Annotated in this window: 14 protein-coding genes; 8 read left to right on the forward strand and 6 right to left on the reverse strand. The window is 37.6% G+C overall.

All coding sequences use genetic code 11. The features are described from left to right. The first annotated feature begins 23 nt into the window (after window positions 1-23). A complete protein-coding gene (locus H4J62_RS10000) occupies window positions 24-773 on the forward strand; it encodes a HesA/MoeB/ThiF family protein (RefSeq protein WP_182213245.1) in 750 nt (249 codons plus the stop codon). Between the two features lie 71 nt (window positions 774-844). Here H4J62_RS10000 and H4J62_RS10005 read toward each other — a convergent pair whose 3' ends face one another. After that, on the reverse strand, window positions 845-2,665 hold the full coding sequence (locus H4J62_RS10005) for a DUF885 family protein (RefSeq protein WP_182213246.1): 1,821 nt from the start codon (window positions 2,663-2,665) through the stop codon (window positions 845-847). Window positions 2,666-2,963: 298 nt separating this feature from the next. On the opposite strand from H4J62_RS10005, the gene H4J62_RS10010 reads away from it, so the two are divergent. After that, window positions 2,964-4,535, forward strand: coding sequence for an aminotransferase class V-fold PLP-dependent enzyme (locus tag H4J62_RS10010; RefSeq protein WP_182213248.1), 1,572 nt, complete (start codon window positions 2,964-2,966; stop codon window positions 4,533-4,535). A 34-nt stretch (window positions 4,536-4,569) separates the two neighbouring features. On the opposite strand, the gene H4J62_RS10015 is transcribed toward H4J62_RS10010, so the two are convergent. Next, complete coding sequence (locus tag H4J62_RS10015) at window positions 4,570-5,175, reverse strand: GNAT family N-acetyltransferase (RefSeq protein ID WP_259364642.1); 606 nt, start codon at window positions 5,173-5,175, stop codon at window positions 4,570-4,572. Between the two features lie 108 nt (window positions 5,176-5,283). Between H4J62_RS10015 and H4J62_RS10020 the strand changes: the two genes are divergently transcribed. Together H4J62_RS10020 and H4J62_RS10025 are read left to right on the forward strand one after the other, a co-directional pair. Next, complete coding sequence (locus H4J62_RS10020; protein WP_182213249.1) at window positions 5,284-6,654, forward strand: FAD-binding oxidoreductase; 1,371 nt, start codon at window positions 5,284-5,286, stop codon at window positions 6,652-6,654. A 102-nt stretch (window positions 6,655-6,756) separates the two neighbouring features. Next, window positions 6,757-7,551 (forward strand): ABC transporter substrate-binding protein, encoded by a 795-nt coding sequence (locus tag H4J62_RS10025; protein WP_182213251.1) that lies wholly within the window; start codon window positions 6,757-6,759, stop codon window positions 7,549-7,551. 377 nt (window positions 7,552-7,928) lie between these two features. Here H4J62_RS10025 and H4J62_RS10030 read toward each other — a convergent pair whose 3' ends face one another. Beyond that, window positions 7,929-8,846 carry a hydrogen peroxide-inducible genes activator gene (locus H4J62_RS10030; protein WP_182213253.1) on the reverse strand — a complete coding sequence of 306 codons (918 nt, stop codon included), beginning with the start codon at window positions 8,844-8,846 and terminating at the stop codon, window positions 7,929-7,931. Between the two features lie 310 nt (window positions 8,847-9,156). Between H4J62_RS10030 and ahpC the strand changes: the two genes are divergently transcribed. Both ahpC and ahpF read left to right on the forward strand, forming a co-directional pair. Then, window positions 9,157-9,720: an alkyl hydroperoxide reductase subunit C gene (ahpC, locus tag H4J62_RS10035; protein ID WP_070374813.1), complete on the forward strand. Its 564-nt coding sequence runs from the start codon at window positions 9,157-9,159 to the stop codon at window positions 9,718-9,720. Window positions 9,721-9,844: 124 nt separating this feature from the next. Continuing rightward, window positions 9,845-11,410: an alkyl hydroperoxide reductase subunit F gene (ahpF, locus tag H4J62_RS10040; RefSeq protein WP_182213255.1), complete on the forward strand. Its 1,566-nt coding sequence runs from the start codon at window positions 9,845-9,847 to the stop codon at window positions 11,408-11,410. 79 nt (window positions 11,411-11,489) lie between these two features. Here ahpF and H4J62_RS10045 read toward each other — a convergent pair whose 3' ends face one another. The 3 genes from H4J62_RS10045 to H4J62_RS10055 form a co-directional block, all read right to left on the reverse strand. Further along, entirely contained in the window at window positions 11,490-12,434 is a 945-nt protein-coding gene (locus tag H4J62_RS10045; RefSeq protein WP_182213257.1) for a D-2-hydroxyacid dehydrogenase, read from the reverse strand. A 132-nt stretch (window positions 12,435-12,566) separates the two neighbouring features. After that, window positions 12,567-13,769 (reverse strand): NnrS family protein, encoded by a 1,203-nt coding sequence (locus H4J62_RS10050; protein ID WP_182213258.1) that lies wholly within the window; start codon window positions 13,767-13,769, stop codon window positions 12,567-12,569. Between the two features lie 184 nt (window positions 13,770-13,953). Continuing rightward, on the reverse strand, window positions 13,954-14,199 hold the full coding sequence (locus H4J62_RS10055) for a DUF2164 domain-containing protein (protein WP_182213260.1): 246 nt from the start codon (window positions 14,197-14,199) through the stop codon (window positions 13,954-13,956). Window positions 14,200-14,496: 297 nt separating this feature from the next. On the opposite strand from H4J62_RS10055, the gene iscX reads away from it, so the two are divergent. Then, window positions 14,497-14,697, forward strand: coding sequence for a Fe-S cluster assembly protein IscX (iscX, locus tag H4J62_RS10060; protein WP_070374809.1), 201 nt, complete (start codon window positions 14,497-14,499; stop codon window positions 14,695-14,697). 143 nt (window positions 14,698-14,840) lie between these two features. Next, complete coding sequence (locus tag H4J62_RS10065; RefSeq protein WP_182213262.1) at window positions 14,841-16,550, forward strand: NAD-dependent malic enzyme; 1,710 nt, start codon at window positions 14,841-14,843, stop codon at window positions 16,548-16,550. The last annotated feature ends 253 nt before the right edge of the window (window positions 16,551-16,803 follow it).

Consider the following 16,803-nt stretch of genomic DNA (forward strand, 5'->3'; position numbering starts at 1 on the left):
TTTCTTTAGGAACTATTTAGCTGATGTTATCTCAACACGAACAACTACGTTACAGCCGTCAAATTATGCTCAATACAATAGGTGAGCAAGGGCAGTTAGCCCTGCGTGAAGCCAAAGTACTAATCGTTGGTGTTGGTGGGCTAGGTAATCCGGCCAGTTTATATTTAGCGGCCGCCGGAGTAGGAACTTTATTTATTGCCGACGGTGATAAGGTTGAGATGACCAATTTACAGCGACAGATATTATTCACTGAAAATGATATCGGTAATAATAAAGCTGATGTTGGTGCTGAAAAATTGCAACAGCATAACAGTGACATTACTATCGAGGTCGTTGATGAGATGCTTGATGAAGAATTAGCAAACTATTACATTGAACAGGTCGATGTGGTCCTTGATTGCACCGACAATATCACCACGCGTTATTTATTAAATAAAATCTGTGTTGAGCAAAAAACGCCATTAATCGTTGGGGCGGCTACGGGGTTCGACGGTCAGCAATTAGTCATTGATCCTCGAAATCCAGCAAGTGCTTGCTATCAGTGCTTATTTCCTGAAAGTGAAAAAGCGCCGACCCAAAATTGTCAAACCCTTGGTATTGTCGGTCCGGTATTAGCGATTATAGCCGGTATGCAATCGTTACAGGCCATTAAATTATTAACAGGCAACACCATACATATTAATCAGTTAAATCTCTTTGATGGTTTATCAAATCAATGGCAACAATTTACCCTAAATAAACAGGACGATTGTCCGGTTTGTCGAACGAGTTAGATAATTCATGCTCATTAACGACACTGAGTTAAATGAACTAACTCAGTGTCGCTTCATATGGCTATGAGTGTCTACTCACTTTTGATGCTTTTTTTCTTATCTTCTGCTGCGATTGTTAGTAACGTTGTGGCAATATAGGCGTTAATTTGGTCTTCAAGTACGTTTAGAGGGACGGAACCATTTTTCAAAATTTGATGATGAAATTCGCGAACATCAAAATTTTGTCCCAATTCAGCTGCTGTTTTTTTACGGAGATTTCTGATGGTTATCTCACCAATTTTGTAAGATAACGCTTGTCCAGGCCATGATATATAACGATCAATTTCTGTTTTTACATTGTGTGATGAAAGTGCGGTGTTATCGGTCATAAAGTTTATGGCACGCGCTCTTGACCAGTCCATAACATGCATGCCGGTATCAACAACAAGACGGGCTGCCCGCCACATTTCATAGGTCAGGCGACCAAAATTACTGTAGTGGTCTTGGTATATGCCGGCTTCAATACCTAACCATTCAGCATACAAGCCCCAACCTTCACCAAAAGCTGAAATATAGGCATTTCTTCGGTATGAAGGTAGGTTATCTAATTCGCCATTTAATGATATTTGCAGATGATGCCCAGGGACACCCTCATGTAAGGTTAAAGCGGGTAATACATAAAGGGGACGTTTGTCTAACGCGTAGGTATTAACCCAATAATAACCGGGCTGAGTATCATTTTGCGCCCGAATGTAGCGCCCAGTAGTATACTTAGGTGCGATGCTGTCTGGTACTGGTGCAACGCCATAAGGTGTGCGGGGTAAATGCTTAAAGAGTGCGGGTAATTTAGCATCCATTTGTTTGGCAATATACGCAGCTTCTTTAAGTAACGCTAACGGCGTTTTTGCATAAAACTGTTCATCAGTTCGTAAGAAATTGGTGAACTCAGAAAAAGTCCCTTTAAAACCAGTTTTTACAATGATCTCAGCCATTTCTTGACGAATACGTTTTACTTCACTCAAACCTAAGGTATGAATTTGCTCAGGTGTCATATCTGTTGTGGTGTAGTGCTTAACTCTATTGCGATAAAATTCATTACCGTTAGCTGTCGCCGAAACGCCAATAGTTTTACGGGCATTTGGAAAATACTCTTTGGTAAAGAATTGATAGTAGTGCTGATAAGCAGGAATAACTTTAGTTTTTAATAGCGCAATAAGCTGGCTTTTTTTATCAGAAAGCACGTCAGGTGCAATTAAATTTGACGCTGTGCTAAAAGGCTTAAGAAATTCAGAATTTTCAGCATGCTCAGGAATAAAGGCAAGTATTGATTGTTCATAGCCGATTAATACCGCTTGAGGTTGAGTGATCCCTGTCGATAATCCCTGCTGCATCCAATAAATGTTTTGATCAAAATATAGCGGAAGCGTCGATAATTTATTCAAATAGAAGTCGATATCTTTTTCTTTATTAAATGCTGTATTGTTGATAAAAAAACTTAAATTAGAGTGAAAGCCTGATTCAGCATTGAATGGCATGTAATGAGCTTTAAAATAATACTCAGCAATACTATTATCAAGTTGGGCTTTAATAATTGCATAATTAATTTTATTATCGTCTGACAGTGACGTTTGATTTATCTTTTCAAATGCTGCCGCGATAGTGAGACGTTGTTGATATTTTTTTTCCAACATTTCTGGTGATAAATCAGGCCAATAGCTTTCTTCGTTTAGTGCTGCACTTTTTTGATAAATACCTTTACTGGCACGATGATCTAACAGGGCTTTAACCGTACTATCAAATTTTTCGTTAGCGGTGGTCTGTGGCGAGTTTTTGCTATTCATGGTGAGTTGACAAGCGCTAAGTGAAACAAGAATAGCGGGCAAGACCAGAAACTTACACAAAGAAAAATTCATATTTTATTAAATTCCTACGGTTATAAACAGCTAATAAAGTAACGTAATTTTATCCAAGTAAATAGTATTGTACGACGAATTGTTCTTCTTATCCGATCAAGCAACTGACAAGTACAGCATTTGCGCGAAACTGAGTTTTCGTTATCTTAACGAAAAGCAGTTGAGTTTAGTGTATTTTTCTATAAATTGCTTTTATATGAATTTATTTTGCGTATTGGTTGTTTTAATTGGTTTTTGATTGCTCATTATTGCGGTTTTGTTAGAATTATTTATCGAAACAACGTACGAGCCGTCAATCATGTCACTTGAAAATCACTTTCTTCCTTTTAGAAATAATATCATTGGTCAATCATTAAGCCATGAAATCAATGGTAAGCAATTAGATATTGTTTATGCTGATTGGACTGCAAGTGGTCGACTTTATGCGCCAATTGAACATTATATCAGCCATACCTTAGGGCCTTTTGTCGCTAATACCCATACCGAAACTAATTTAACCGGGTGTGCGATGACGAATGCATATCACGATGCGCAAAAAATAATAAAACGCCATGTAAATGCCTGCGATAATGACGTATTAATCACGGCAGAAGCAGGAATGACCGGTGTTATTAATAAGTTTCAACGTATTCTAGGTCTACGTATTCCTGAGCGTATGCAAGAGCAAGTGAAGTTTGATGATTGTGATAAACCCGTTGTTTTCATTACCCATATGGAACACCATTCAAACCAAACTACTTGGTATGAGTGTGATATCACGTTAGAGATTATTGACCCTGACAGCCATGGTTTACCATCGCTTGAACATCTACAATTATTGTTAGAAAAGTACCAAGCTAGAAAAGTAAAAATAGGCTCGTTTTCTGCTTGTTCCAATGTCACTGGCATTAAAACCCCTTATCACTTGTTAGCAGAAAAAATGCACGAACACGGCGGCTTATGTTTTGTTGATTTTGCTTGTTCAGCTCCTTATGTTGATATTGATATGCATCCAACAAACTCCAAGCAAAGTTTAGACGCCATTTATTTCTCTCCTCATAAATTTCTTGGTGGGCCTGGCAGTTCGGGAGTGCTTATCTTCAATAAAGCGCTCTATAAAAACAGAGTACCCGATCACCCCGGAGGTGGAACAGTCACTTGGACCAACCCATGGGGAGAGCACAGCTTTTTCAATAATATTGAAATGCGTGAAGATGGCGGAACTCCTGGATTTTTACAGTGTATTCGTACTGCCTTAGCGATAAAAGTAAAGAACGCTATGGGCGTTAACAACATCACCGCCCGTGAAAAAGAAATTACTGATTATGTAATGACTGAATTAGCCAAAAATGACAACGTAGTGATGCTAGAAAAGAATGTTAAAGACCGTTTAGCTATTGTTTCTTTTTACATACCTAATGTTCATTATAATTTAGTGGTACGATTGCTCAACGATAAGTTTGGTGTTCAAACGCGTGGTGGTTGTTCATGTGCGGGCACTTATGGTCATATATTATTGAATGTTGATCATGATACGTCTAACAAAATCACTGAAAGAATTAATAGGGGTGATTATGCTGAAAAACCTGGTTGGATACGTGCGTCATTTCATCCTACGACCTCTGATAAAGAAGTCAGGTATATTGTTGAAGCGATTAATCAAGTCACTGAAAATATTGTTGAATGGGCGAAAGAATACCGTTTTAACCCTGCTACAGGAGACTTTGAACATAAAAATTCTGCGGTTGAATATCCAAGTCTCAATGACTTTAATGCCTTAGTGCTACCCGATGTTGCAAGGATAGACACTCAATGTCAGGGGGATCTAGTACAAAATCACGTGGCTGAAATTAAAACACCAGCTTCATTATTTAAGAAAATATTTGGCTAGTTACTGAATGTCATCCGAATGAGTGGTGTAATGATTATTTTTCAAAGTGAATGATCATTTCCGCAGCCACACAATGACATTCGTCTGGACATTCTGGGCATTCATAGCCTTGCTTACTGAGTTCATTCCAGCGTTCTGGATGTTCTTTAATTAACACGCCACCACATTTAGTGAAATATTTTACTGCGCTATTACCGGGGCTTTGTTTCCATAAATGACTAACACCCGCATTTGCACCTTGTTTAATTGCTGCTTGTGTTGATAATTTGAGTAGCTGACTGCCAACACCGTAACCACGATAATTCTCATCAACGGTATTACATTTGAAATAACAAACTTTTTCGCTGGGTTGTTGCCATAATTCAGGGCTGCACCAAGCGTCAATTTCCCATTGATTAATGGCGTAAGTTAAGCGAAAACCTATCAGTACGTTATCTAGATAAGCGACAAAGTTTGCATTGATTTCGCTACTATCAGCTGCTTTTAATATACCTTTTCTATACCAGACGCCCATGTTTGAGTCGTCAATATAACCAGCACCATGAACAGCCGTGCCTAAGGCAATTATTGCTGAAAAATCGCTGGGTAACATTTCACGATATAAGACTTGAGACTTTACTGAATTAAACTGTTTTTTCATTTTTTATATTTGTTTAAATAAAGTGATTTTTAGAAAATTGATCTTAGCAAATTTCCTATAAATACGGTAAAGTTTCTGTGGTTTTCTTTCTTAAAGTAGTTTTGAAAAATGTACGATCCTTTACACGATAAATCTCCTGGTTGTGGTGCCCCATACCCTAAAAGTTACTGGGCTGAAAATGCAGATGTTGAAACAAATGCCCCAGCAAGTGACGGACAAATTAATCAAGACGTAGATGTTGATGTTGCTATTATAGGCGCTGGTTATACCGGGCTTTCTTGTGCGCTACATTTAGCGCGTGAACATGGTATTAAGGCGCATGTGTTAGAGGCAAATCAAACGGCTTGGGGTTGTAGTGGGAGAAATGCTGGCTTTATTCTCAAGTCTTCAGGACGTAAGTCTTATAGCGATATGGCGCAAAAATGGGGTGAAGAAGTGATGCGCGGCATTTATGATGAAATGTGCGCTGGCGTTGAAACGGTAAAATCACTGATCGCTGAAGGTATTGACTGTGACGTACAAACGCGTGGTTTTTTAAAAGTAGCGCATAAGCCGAGCAAATTAGCTGAGCTTATTAGCCAAGCAAAACTGCAACAAAAAACCTTTGCAGGTATTAAAAATAGTGATGTGGAGATTTTAACGAGAAACGAAGTTCGTCAACAATACATGGACGATAAAAATGCTTATGGCGCGATTCGCTATCAAGACGGTTTTGGTTTAAATCCGTTGAAACTGGCCTGGGGCTATCAGCGATTAGCACGTGAAGCCGGCGCTAAAGTTCATACCAGCTCTCCAGTGTTAGATATTTTAGATGAAGGGCACCAACAAAAATTGATAACACCTCAAGGTGTTGTTACGGCTAAAAAGATTGTTATTGCTACCAACGGATATACACCTAAAGGGTTTCATTCATTAACAACCGATCGAACGTTGCCGGTACTTTCACAAATTATTGTCACCGAACCTTTGTCAGAGCAGCAGTTAGCCGATTGTAACTTTTTAACGTCGAATGTAGTGATGGATACACGAGCGCTAAAATACTATTACAGAAAGCTGCCCGACAACCGCATTCTATTTGGTGGGCGTGGCGCAATAACGGGCAAGTCTGCTGATGATCCTTATTACGCACAGCGTTTGTTGGCAGTGTTAAAAACAAGTTTTCCACCGTTAGCTAAGTTAAACTACCAGTATGCTTGGTCAGGTTGGATCTGTATGTCGCTAGACGACTTACCTCATATTTATCAAAACCCTAAGAAAAATGTTTTTTATAGCATGGGTTACTGTGGCTCTGGCGTGTCATTTTCGGTGCAAGCAGGTAAGCGGTTGGCTGAAAAAGTCGCTGAAAAAGCTATTGATCCTAAAATAGAAAACTTGCCTCTTTATAATTGTCAGTTACCAAAATTTCCGTTTGCACCATTGCGACGAGTTGGCCAATGGGGATATTTTCATTATGGAAAGATTAAAGATGAGTGGCTCTAGCCATTTTTCTTTGCAAGGTACTCAACTATAATAACGGGTAGTTAGCCAATATTTATAATCCAGTCGCTGGAAACACAAAAAGAAACCGTTATACTTTTACTTATGATGATACTTAAAAAACTACTATTTTTCTTTTACCTTTTTCCGTTCTTTATTTTAGCCGACAACCGTCTAAAGACAGACGGTAATCATCTAGGTAAAGCTAGAGTTACGCTGAAAGTCGCTATAGAGGAAATAGGTTATTCTCCCTATAATTATAAAGAAAATGGAGAAATAAAAGGTTTTACTATTGATGTTCTCGATTATATTAAAGCAAACTCAAAATATGATTTTGAGTTTGTCACTTTACCTTGGCCAAGAGCACTTTATCTCGTTGCAGAAGGTAAAGTTGATCTGATACTTACATTATTTAAAAATAAAAAGCGTGCAAAAACATATCACTTTATTGAACCCTCTTACGGTTATGAGATTAATCAATTATTTACGCTTGCCGATAATAATTTTCAATATAATGGGCGATTAAAGCAATTATTACCTTATTCAATTGGAACCAAAAGAGAGTTTTCCTATGGAAAAGCTTTTGATAGCGCTAACTATCTCACCAAATTACCAGCATTAACTGAAGAAGTATTATTAAAGCTGTTACTGACCAGGCGCATCGATATGGCTATATCTAATCCATATGTTTTTAATCAATTGATTAAAAAAAATAATGTTATCTCTAAAGTTCAGGCGATGGAGCCTTATGTTGCGAAAACGCCAGTCTACCTAGGATTAACCAAAGCTAGGGCGGATTCGAAAGAAATAAAAGAAACACTAGGACAACTCATCAAAAAATTTAAAGCAGCACCTTATTATCAAGTCCTTTTAAATAAATACCAACTCAATTTTAAATAACACACGTTAATTCGGTGAAGTGGTTTACTGGCACAGTAATGTCATGCCGCTAATATATTTCTAACTGATTTATAATGTTTATTACTCAATATTGGTGTGCAAGGGCTAGTTTTTTATAAACACTTACTAGCGCCTAACCTTATCCATACTTTTATTTTTTCTGCGTCTGACAATACTGATCGCCATAGTAATTATTTGAGTAGTTACAATTAACCACAGCTTTTTTATCTGTTGGAGTATTAAAAATTGTCTTGATGTTATTAATAATATTTTTCATCTGAGTTACCTGATTTATTTTCGATAAAACGATTGTCACCTAACATTATCATTCAGTAAATTTCATAAAATTAAATATATCATTCTATAAAATGAAACGATTATTTAAGATAATGATCACTGCACTTCTCAGTAAGTTGTGCGGTAAAAATATTTTTGAGGATAGTCAGCTCATCGGTCCTTACATAATTAGGTCTAATGATTAACGCGATTGTTCTGTGTGGCCCCGGTTCATTTAAATGAATAGCCCGAAGTTCAGATTCGTTATAAGTCAATTGATCTAAGGCCATTTGTGGTACGAGCGTTGTTCCGAGTTTACCGGCAACCATTTGGATCAGTGTATGCAAACTAGCAGAGCCAAAATCAGCACTTTGTTTTGGGTTTTGTAATTGACAAGCCGCTAGTGCATGTTCCTTGAGGCAATGGCCATCTTTTAACAACATTAGTTTTTCTGTCGCTAACTCTTCACTGGTAATTTCTTGGGTTTTCTGTGGACATTCATCCTTATGGCAGACTAAATAGAAGTCTTCTTGCCAAAAACTGAAACTCATTAAACCTTCTATAGGATAGGGTAACGCCAATATCGCTGCATCAATCGCTCCGGTTCGCACCATATCAACTAAGGTATGTGATTGTTCTTCTAGTATCTTCAATTTGAAATTTGGATATTGATGCCTAACTTCGGGCAACACCTTAGGCAAAAGGTATGGACCTATAGTTGGGATGACACCTATCGACATCGAACTAGAAAAAGGTTGATTGTCGCTTTTCGCAATTTGCAATAATTCATCTAGTTCTAGTTTTACTTGGCGAGCCTTATTAAGGATCAGCTGCCCCTTTTGAGTGACTAAGACTTGTTTGTTATTGCGCTCAAATATCATCATTCCCAACTGCTTTTCAAGCTCATTAATGGCCGTACTTAGCGCTGATTGAGAAACATTACATGCCTCTGCAGCTTTTTTAAAGTGTAAAGTCTTTTCGATAGCGAGTGCGTAATGAAGCTGTTTTATTGAAATCATATTTATAACGATAATTTATATTGAACATAGATGCCATCCTAATCGAATTTATTGAATTAGTCATCTTGTTCGCAGGTAACTTATTTTGATATTGATATTCTCGATGGATAATGTGAAACCGACATTCGCATAATCTCTTGTTTAGTTATCATAATAAATATTTTGTAATTCTGTTTTTTAGAATATTAAAATCTATTTAATCAAATTTATTTATCGTTCAACAGAATCTACTATACCCACATCGAAAGCAAACATGCTTTTAAAACAAAACCATTTAACTAAACATTTTTAAATAACAGAGGTAATACCCATGGCTCAAATAGGCAAAACTATCCCAGAATTTAAAGCGCAAGCATTTCATAACGATGAGTTTGTTGAAGTAACATCTGAGAGTACTAAAGGCAAATGGTCAATCTTTTTGTTCTACCCTGCAGATTTTACATTCGTTTGTCCAACTGAATTAGAAGACATGGCAAACCAGTATGAAGAGTTGCAAGGTCTTGGTGTTGAAGTTTACTCGGTATCAACAGATACACATTTTTCACATAAAGCATGGCACGATTCTTCAGAAGCGATTGGTAAAATTAAATTTCCGATGATTGGTGACCAAACTGGCACAATTACTCGTGGTTTTGATGTGATGATTGAAGAAGATCATATGGCACACCGCGGAACATTTTTAGTCGACCCAGATGGTGTTATTCAAGTTGCCCATATTCATGCTGGTGGTATCGGTCGAAGTGCAAAAGATATGGTGCGTAATGTAAAAGCTGCACAATATGTGCGTGAAAATGACGGTGAAGTATGTCCAGCAGCTTGGGAGCAAGGTGAAGCAACCTTAACACCAAGTTTAGACTTAGTTGGTAAAATCTAAGACAGCAGTCTCGTTATGGGTGGAAGTCATTATTCTGGTTAACCAGAATTCTTCCACCTTATTTCAACCAACAAAATGACAGCTCTTATGTCAAATTCAACAAGATAAATAATGAGGTAGCCCCATGTTAAGTGAAGATATTTTAAATGCAGTAAAAGCTTATACCCAAAATATGACCAACAAAGTATCACTAGTTTTACAGACGGGTGAACATCAAAAACGCAATGAATTAAAAGAATTTTTAACACAGTTAACATCAGTATCAGACAATCTACTACTTGTTGAACGCGATGATGGTTTACGCAGCCCTATTACGTTCTACTTAGAAATTGACGGTAACAATAATGGCATCCACTTTTCTGGTATTCCCAGTGGACATGAATTTAATTCGTTGATATTAGCTATTTTACAGTCATCTGGTACCGAACTGAAATTAGACAGCACCTTGACTAAAATGGTGCAAAAAATCAAAGAAGATTTGCACTTTGAAGTATTTATTTCCTTAAGTTGCCATAACTGTCCTGATGTTGTGCAATCGTTGAATCAGTTTGCCTTATTAAACGAAGGTATCAGCAGTGAAATGATTGATGGTGGCTTATTTAAGAACTTAATAGACGAACGTAATATTCAAGGTGTACCGAGTGTTTACCTTAATGGCGAATTATTTGCGAATGGAAAAATAGACACAGGTCAATTAGTCGATAAACTTATCGAACGTTTCCCTTATATTGTCGGTGGCGATGACAACGAGCAGTTACCGTTACAAGATATTACCGTTATAGGTGCAGGTCCTGCCGGTGTTGCTGCTGCTATTTATGCCGCTCGTAAAGGTTTGAAAGTGACTATTATTGCTGACCGTTTTGGTGGTCAGGTCAAAGATACCGTAGGTATTGAGAACTTAATTTCAGTCTCTAAAACGACCGGCACACAACTAACGGGTAATATGCAAGCGCACTTAAATGATTACGAGATCACGACAAGAGAGTTTGTACGTGTTGAAAAAATAGATAAAGGTGAGCCTGAGAGCAAAGTACCGAAAAAGCTACATCTTTCTAGCGGCGAAGTTATCGAATCTAAAACGGTAATCATTGCTACTGGGGCTAAATGGCGTGAACTTGGTATACCAGGAGAAAAAGAAAATATTGGTTCTGGTGTCGCTTATTGTCCGCATTGTGATGGCCCATTTTTCAAAGGTAAAGATGTTGCTGTGGTTGGTGGTGGTAACTCAGGAATAGAAGCGGCATTAGATTTAGCAAGTATGGTTAATCATGTTACCGTCTTCGAATTCTTACCTGGCTTGAAAGCAGATAAAATATTGGTAGAAAAAGCAGAAGCGCATAAAAAGATCACCATCATTAAAAATGTTGCTACTAAAGAAGTGATTGCTGAAGGTGGTAAAGTTGTTGCTCTGGCTTATGAAGATAGAGCAACAGGGGAGATGAAGCAACAAAGCTTGTCGGGAATATTTATCCAAATAGGCTTATTACCCAACAGTGATTTTTTACAGGGTGTTGTTGAATGTACTAAATATGGCGAAGTCATCATTGACGAAAAATGTCAGACCTCTGAGCCGGGTATATTTGCTGCTGGAGATGTTTCTACCGTGCCTTATAAGCAAATTGTTATTGCGATGGGCGAGGGTTCAAAAGCATCCTTGTCAGCATTCGATTATCTTATTAGAGAAAGTTAATCAACATCAACCACACATCTGAACTTATAGTATAGTTATTCGTTTAGATGTGTCTTATCAAAAGCCGTATAAATAAACCTTATACGGCTTTATAGTTTTTAATATTTAAAGCGACTAAATCAATTAATCGCTGCTGCGACTCGATACTGGCCCAAGCAATATGGGCAGTTAACGACAAGTTGTCGATTTCTTTTTTCATTAATGCATTAATTAACGGGTGACTCACTGTTGGCGGCTCATGTTCTAATACATCGAGCACGGCGTGAGATATGATTTTATTCTTTAATGCCTGCAGTAAATCCGTACTATTAACCAGTGCACCTCGCGCTGTGTTAATCAGTAACGCCGAGGGTTTCATAAGCGCTAAAGTTTCACTATTTATTAAGTTTATCGTCTCCTCGGTTTGTGGGCAGTGTAAGCTGATAACATCGGCTTTATTTAATACTTCAGTAAAGCTATGACGGTTTTCTCTTATTTTTATCGCATTAGGACGTTCAGCAATCATGACGTGCATATCAAAAGCTTGAGCAATTTTCGCTACCGCTTTACCTAAGTTGCCAAAACCAATGATGCCGATGGTTTTTCCTGCTAATTCTTGACTTCCTTTGCCATGAAAACAAAAAGTAGCACTGTTTTGCCAATGTCCTTGTTGAGTATTGATGTTGTGGTGTGCGGTATTACTGAAATATTCAAGCATTTGCGCAAAGACATATTGACTGACTGAGGCTTGTGAGTAACCACTGACGTTTTTAACCGCAATGTTAAGTGCTTTAGCAGCAACTAGGTCAACATTATTCATACCTGTTGCGGCAATGCACACTAATTTTAGTTGGGGTAATTGCTCGAGTATATTTTTAGATAACAACACTTTGTTGGTGATAATAATCTCAGCCGTTTTACAACGTTCAATAATTTGACTGTCAGTGGTGGTGGCATAACAGCTTAATGTACTGACCTCAGACTTTATACGGGTCAAAGAAATGCTGGCACTAAAGGTTTGTTGATCTAAAAAAACGGTTTGCATAGCGAGTAGTCAAAAAGAAATTATGTTGTTAGCTTAATAGAAATCAAGATAAAAAAAAACGGCAATCAGCGTATATTTCTGTTTACCGTTTTATCATGTGATATTTATTTTATGGCATGAGTGTTACTTAGTTTAACCAGGACGACCATCTTCTCGTGCTTTTAGCAACATTGGCCCGTAGTAAAAAGTAAAGAGTCCAAAAGCAACCAACCAGAAAAAACCACTTATATCGACAAAGAGTAAAGTTTTTTCTGGTACTAACCAAGGCCCAAATACCCGAACCATAGCCGAGAAGGTAATAGATGCAAAAGCGACTGACATCATTTTAGGTGGGGTTAATGGTCGACCAGAATGCCCTAAAGAAACACGAGAAATCATTGCTAAAATAATCCCCCCCATGCCACCAATGGTTAATAGATGCCAAACATGATTACTGGGGATTTCATCAATAATGTAGCTAAACCCTAATAAGATAAGGCCAAACCAAATAAATTTAATGGCGAAATGTAATGACCATAAAAGTGGTACGCCCAGTGTTATCCAAGGTCGCCATCTCAACCAACGAATTAACTGAAATAAACCAGCAAAAATTAAGATAATGCCAAAAAACATCGGCACAAAACCCACCAATGGATGTAACAACAACATCAGCATAGCAAGCAGTAAACTGCCATTAGCAAGTTTATCAAGTAAAGGAGCAGGGGTTGTTTTTGTGGTTTGTGTTCCATTAGCGGTGAACATTGGCACAACACGTCCAGACATAACGGACATTAAAAATACCACTAATAAAACACCGGCATAACCTGAGTAGCTCAACGAAAAACTTTGTGGGTAAAGGGTTGCTAAGTGCATTTCTCCATTGGCGATGGTAAACATCACCAATAGTGGTACAAAAAATAAATTTCGATACTGCTTTATCGCTAATATAGGTTTGGCGAGTGTATAAGCGATAGCTAATAAGAAACTTAAATCTATCAAAGCGCTTAATGTTGCCCCTAATAAGTCGGGCATTAACATGACCACTCGGCCTAATAACCATAGCAAGAATAAAGCGGCGAGGGGTTTGCCTTTAACACTGGCAATACCTGTCCAATTTTGCACTGCGGTGAGTAAAAAACCAACAATGATGGCACTGCCGAAACCAAAAATCATTTCATGAATATGCCACCAATAGCCACCACCGTAAGGTGAAAAGCTAATGGTCCCTTTATAGATTAACAACCATAAAGTAATGGCAATTAAACTAAAAACAGCGCCACCTAAAAAAAAGGGTCGGAAGCCTAAGCGAAATATTGGCAGAATTTTCTGCTCTTCATTTAAATCAGTAATTTGCATTATAGTTTGTATTTCAAATAATCAGTAAAGCCATATTAGCGTATTTATCAGAATAATCGTTGTGATAAATCAACTCTTATTATAATTGCCGCTTGATAATACAATTTAAAATTAATCTTGCAGATAAAGGGTAGAGAATATTGCTAAGGCTCAAGTTAATTTATCTATTTTTGCTCAGTGGTCATTAGTTGGCTGGTTTTTCTAATTGATACATTTCATCAGAAATATAATCAAGTTTTTCTGTTAATAATTGCTGGGCATCATAAATACCTTGATTATAATAATGATTGCCCATTTCCTTAGTAAAAAAATCAAGCAAAAAGTCAGCGTCAAACTGAGCAAGCTCTTGATCAAGTTCGCTTGCAAAATAATGCTGTAGTTTTTGAACCAGTAACTCTTTTTGTGCGGATGAAAACTTAATTTCACTCATATTATTATCTGCTCTTTTAATAAAAATTCTTGACGAGATTATAACCATAATATTTCAATCAATTCTATCTTAAGGGATTATATTTCCTGCTGAAGTAGCGCCTTTGATGTATCATAGGTATATACTTATGACCAAGCGTTAAGGTGGGTGGTTTAAGTGAAAGAGACATTGAAAAAATGGTGGCAAACTGATTGTCAATTTTGCCTTAAATACCGAAGAATGTTTATTTGGTTAATTATCATGATTGCAATAGATGCATTGTGGTTTAATCTTTTATTTTAAAAGTTGGAGTTATATATGGGATATCGTTGGACAGACTCATTAGAGTTAGCATTAGATTTAATGGAAGAGCATCCGGATGCTGATCCACTTAAATTACATTTTCCAGAATTGATGCAATGGGTGATAGCCCTCGATAATTTTGATGATGATCCTAAGCATTGTGGTGAAAGAGTGCTTGAGGCCATTCAATTAGCGTGGATTTCTGAAGTCGATTAGCGGCAGATAAATTTAAGGGTGATTTTTAGTCTTGTTTAGGTAATTGATTGTTTTATAAACCTCATCTGGCTTATACTACCGTATATATCACTACCATGAATTTTGACTATTCATCAACCATATGGTCTACATCAAAAATTATTATGACAATAAATATTAAACGTCCGTTATATATCCACTATGCTGGTCCAAGTCTTTTAGAAACCCCCCTATTAAATAAAGGTAGCGCTTTTGACGAAGAGGAGCGCACTAATTTTAACTTAATGGGCTTATTGCCGCCCCGTTATGAAACAATAGACGAGCAAGTTGAACGTGCTTTTATGCAATATAATAAGTTTCGAACCAACTTAAATAAGCATATTTATTTACGTACAATTCATGATAACAACGAAACTTTATTTTTCAGGCTCGTTCAGGCGCACTTAGCTGAGATGATGCCGATTATTTATACGCCGACAGTAGGTGATGCGTGTGAGCAATTTTCAGATATTTATCGTAGCTCGCGTGGATTATTTATTTCTTATGAAGATAGACATCACATGGATGATATTCTTCGTAATGCGACCAAAAATAAAATAAAAGTCATTGTTGTTACCGATGGCGAGCGTATTCTTGGTCTGGGTGACCAAGGCATAGGTGGAATGGGTATTCCGATCGGCAAGCTTTCACTTTATACCGCTTGTGGTGGCATTAGCCCCGCGTATACTTTACCGGTAATGCTCGATGTTGGTACCAATAACGAAAAGTTATTGAATGACCCTATGTATATGGGGCGTCGTCATAAACGTATTAATCAAGAAGAATACAACGAGTTCGTTGACATGTTTATTCAAGCAGTGAAACGTCGTTGGCCACATGTATTATTGCAATTTGAAGATTTTGCTCAACCCAATGCCACACCATTACTTAATAAGTATCGTGATGAAATTTGTTGTTTCAATGATGATATTCAAGGAACCGCCTCAGTGACTGTCGGTACTTTACTAGCAGCATGCCGCATTAAAGGGCGTAAGCTTGCTAAAGAAACCACATTATCACAGCAAAAAGTTGTCTTTGTTGGCAGTGGCTCTGCCGGTTGCGGTATTGCCGAACAAATTATTGCGCAAATGGTCAGTGAAGGTATTTCTGCAAAACAAGCACGCAGTCAAATTTTTATGGTTGACCGTTTTGGTTTATTAACCGATGGTATGGCTGATTTACGAGACTTTCAGCAAAAACTGGTGCAATCACCTCGTACAATTTCTACGTGGGCTGTTTCAGGGCGATATGCGACATTATTAGAAGTGATGAATAATGCTCAGCCAGATATTTTAATCGGCGTGTCAGGTGTGCCGGGTTTATTTACCGAACCTGTGATTAGAGCAATGAAATCACACTGTCCAATGCCGATTATTTTCCCGCTTAGTAATCCTATTAAACAAGTAGAAGCTACGCCAACACAAGTCATTAATTGGACGCAAGGCGAGGTCATTGTTGCAACCGGCAGTCCATTTAAACCCGTTGAATATCAAGGTAAAACTTTTCCTATCGTGCAATGTAATAATAGTTATATTTTTCCTGGTTTAGGTTTGGGGATTGTTTCAGCCAATATTAACCGTGTTACCGATGAAATGTTAATGGTTGCCAGCGAAACTCTTGCTAAAGCTTCACCATTAGCCAACACCGGGCTGGGTGAACTCTTACCTCCACTCACTGAAATTGCCAGTTTAAGTCGAAAAATAGCCTTTGCTGTCGCGAAAGTAGCTTTTGATCAAAACTTAGCTTTACGCATCGATGATGAAAGTTTACTCGCAAAAATAGAACAGAACTTTTGGCAACCAGAATATCGACAGTATCGTCGAAGCAGTGTGTAGTTAGTATTTTGTTACTCATATAAAAAAAGCTGACTCAATGTCAGTTTTTTTATATCTGCTTATTTTACACCTTAAAGTATGATTAAAATCGATGATGTTTTACTCAATGAGATGAAAAACGCTAAGGTCGGTATGATCGCTTTTGCTTTAGAGAGTAAAAAGCAACTTACGTTACCCATATATCTAGAAGGATTCGAGGCCGGATTCAAGACATTAAAATCAAAAAGAGTACTAAGTGAATAATATTAGTTTT

The organism is Colwellia sp. BRX8-5 (genome assembly GCF_014077325.1).
Taxonomy (GTDB): Bacteria; Pseudomonadota; Gammaproteobacteria; order Enterobacterales; family Alteromonadaceae; genus Colwellia_A.

Bases quoted from the DNA above. Each gene is read 5' to 3' on its own strand.
- H4J62_RS10000 (WP_182213245.1), top strand. From the start codon at position 24: ATGTTATCTCAACACGAACAACTACGTTACAGCCGTCAAATTATGCTC.
- H4J62_RS10030 (WP_182213253.1), bottom strand. From the start codon at position 8,846: ATGATTTCAATAAAACAGCTTCATTACGCACTCGCTATCGAAAAGACT.
- H4J62_RS10065 (WP_182213262.1), top strand. From the start codon at position 14,841: ATGACAATAAATATTAAACGTCCGTTATATATCCACTATGCTGGTCCA.
- H4J62_RS10045 (WP_182213257.1), bottom strand. From the start codon at position 12,434: ATGCAAACCGTTTTTTTAGATCAACAAACCTTTAGTGCCAGCATTTCT.
- H4J62_RS10025 (WP_182213251.1), top strand. From the start codon at position 6,757: ATGATGATACTTAAAAAACTACTATTTTTCTTTTACCTTTTTCCGTTC.
- H4J62_RS10015 (WP_259364642.1), bottom strand. From the start codon at position 5,175: ATGAAAAAACAGTTTAATTCAGTAAAGTCTCAAGTCTTATATCGTGAA.
- iscX (WP_070374809.1), top strand. From the start codon at position 14,497: ATGGGATATCGTTGGACAGACTCATTAGAGTTAGCATTAGATTTAATG.
- ahpC (WP_070374813.1), top strand. From the start codon at position 9,157: ATGGCTCAAATAGGCAAAACTATCCCAGAATTTAAAGCGCAAGCATTT.
- H4J62_RS10010 (WP_182213248.1), top strand. From the start codon at position 2,964: ATGTCACTTGAAAATCACTTTCTTCCTTTTAGAAATAATATCATTGGT.
- H4J62_RS10020 (WP_182213249.1), top strand. From the start codon at position 5,284: ATGTACGATCCTTTACACGATAAATCTCCTGGTTGTGGTGCCCCATAC.
- H4J62_RS10055 (WP_182213260.1), bottom strand. From the start codon at position 14,199: ATGAGTGAAATTAAGTTTTCATCCGCACAAAAAGAGTTACTGGTTCAA.
- H4J62_RS10050 (WP_182213258.1), bottom strand. From the start codon at position 13,769: ATGCAAATTACTGATTTAAATGAAGAGCAGAAAATTCTGCCAATATTT.
- H4J62_RS10005 (WP_182213246.1), bottom strand. From the start codon at position 2,665: ATGAATTTTTCTTTGTGTAAGTTTCTGGTCTTGCCCGCTATTCTTGTT.
- ahpF (WP_182213255.1), top strand. From the start codon at position 9,845: ATGTTAAGTGAAGATATTTTAAATGCAGTAAAAGCTTATACCCAAAAT.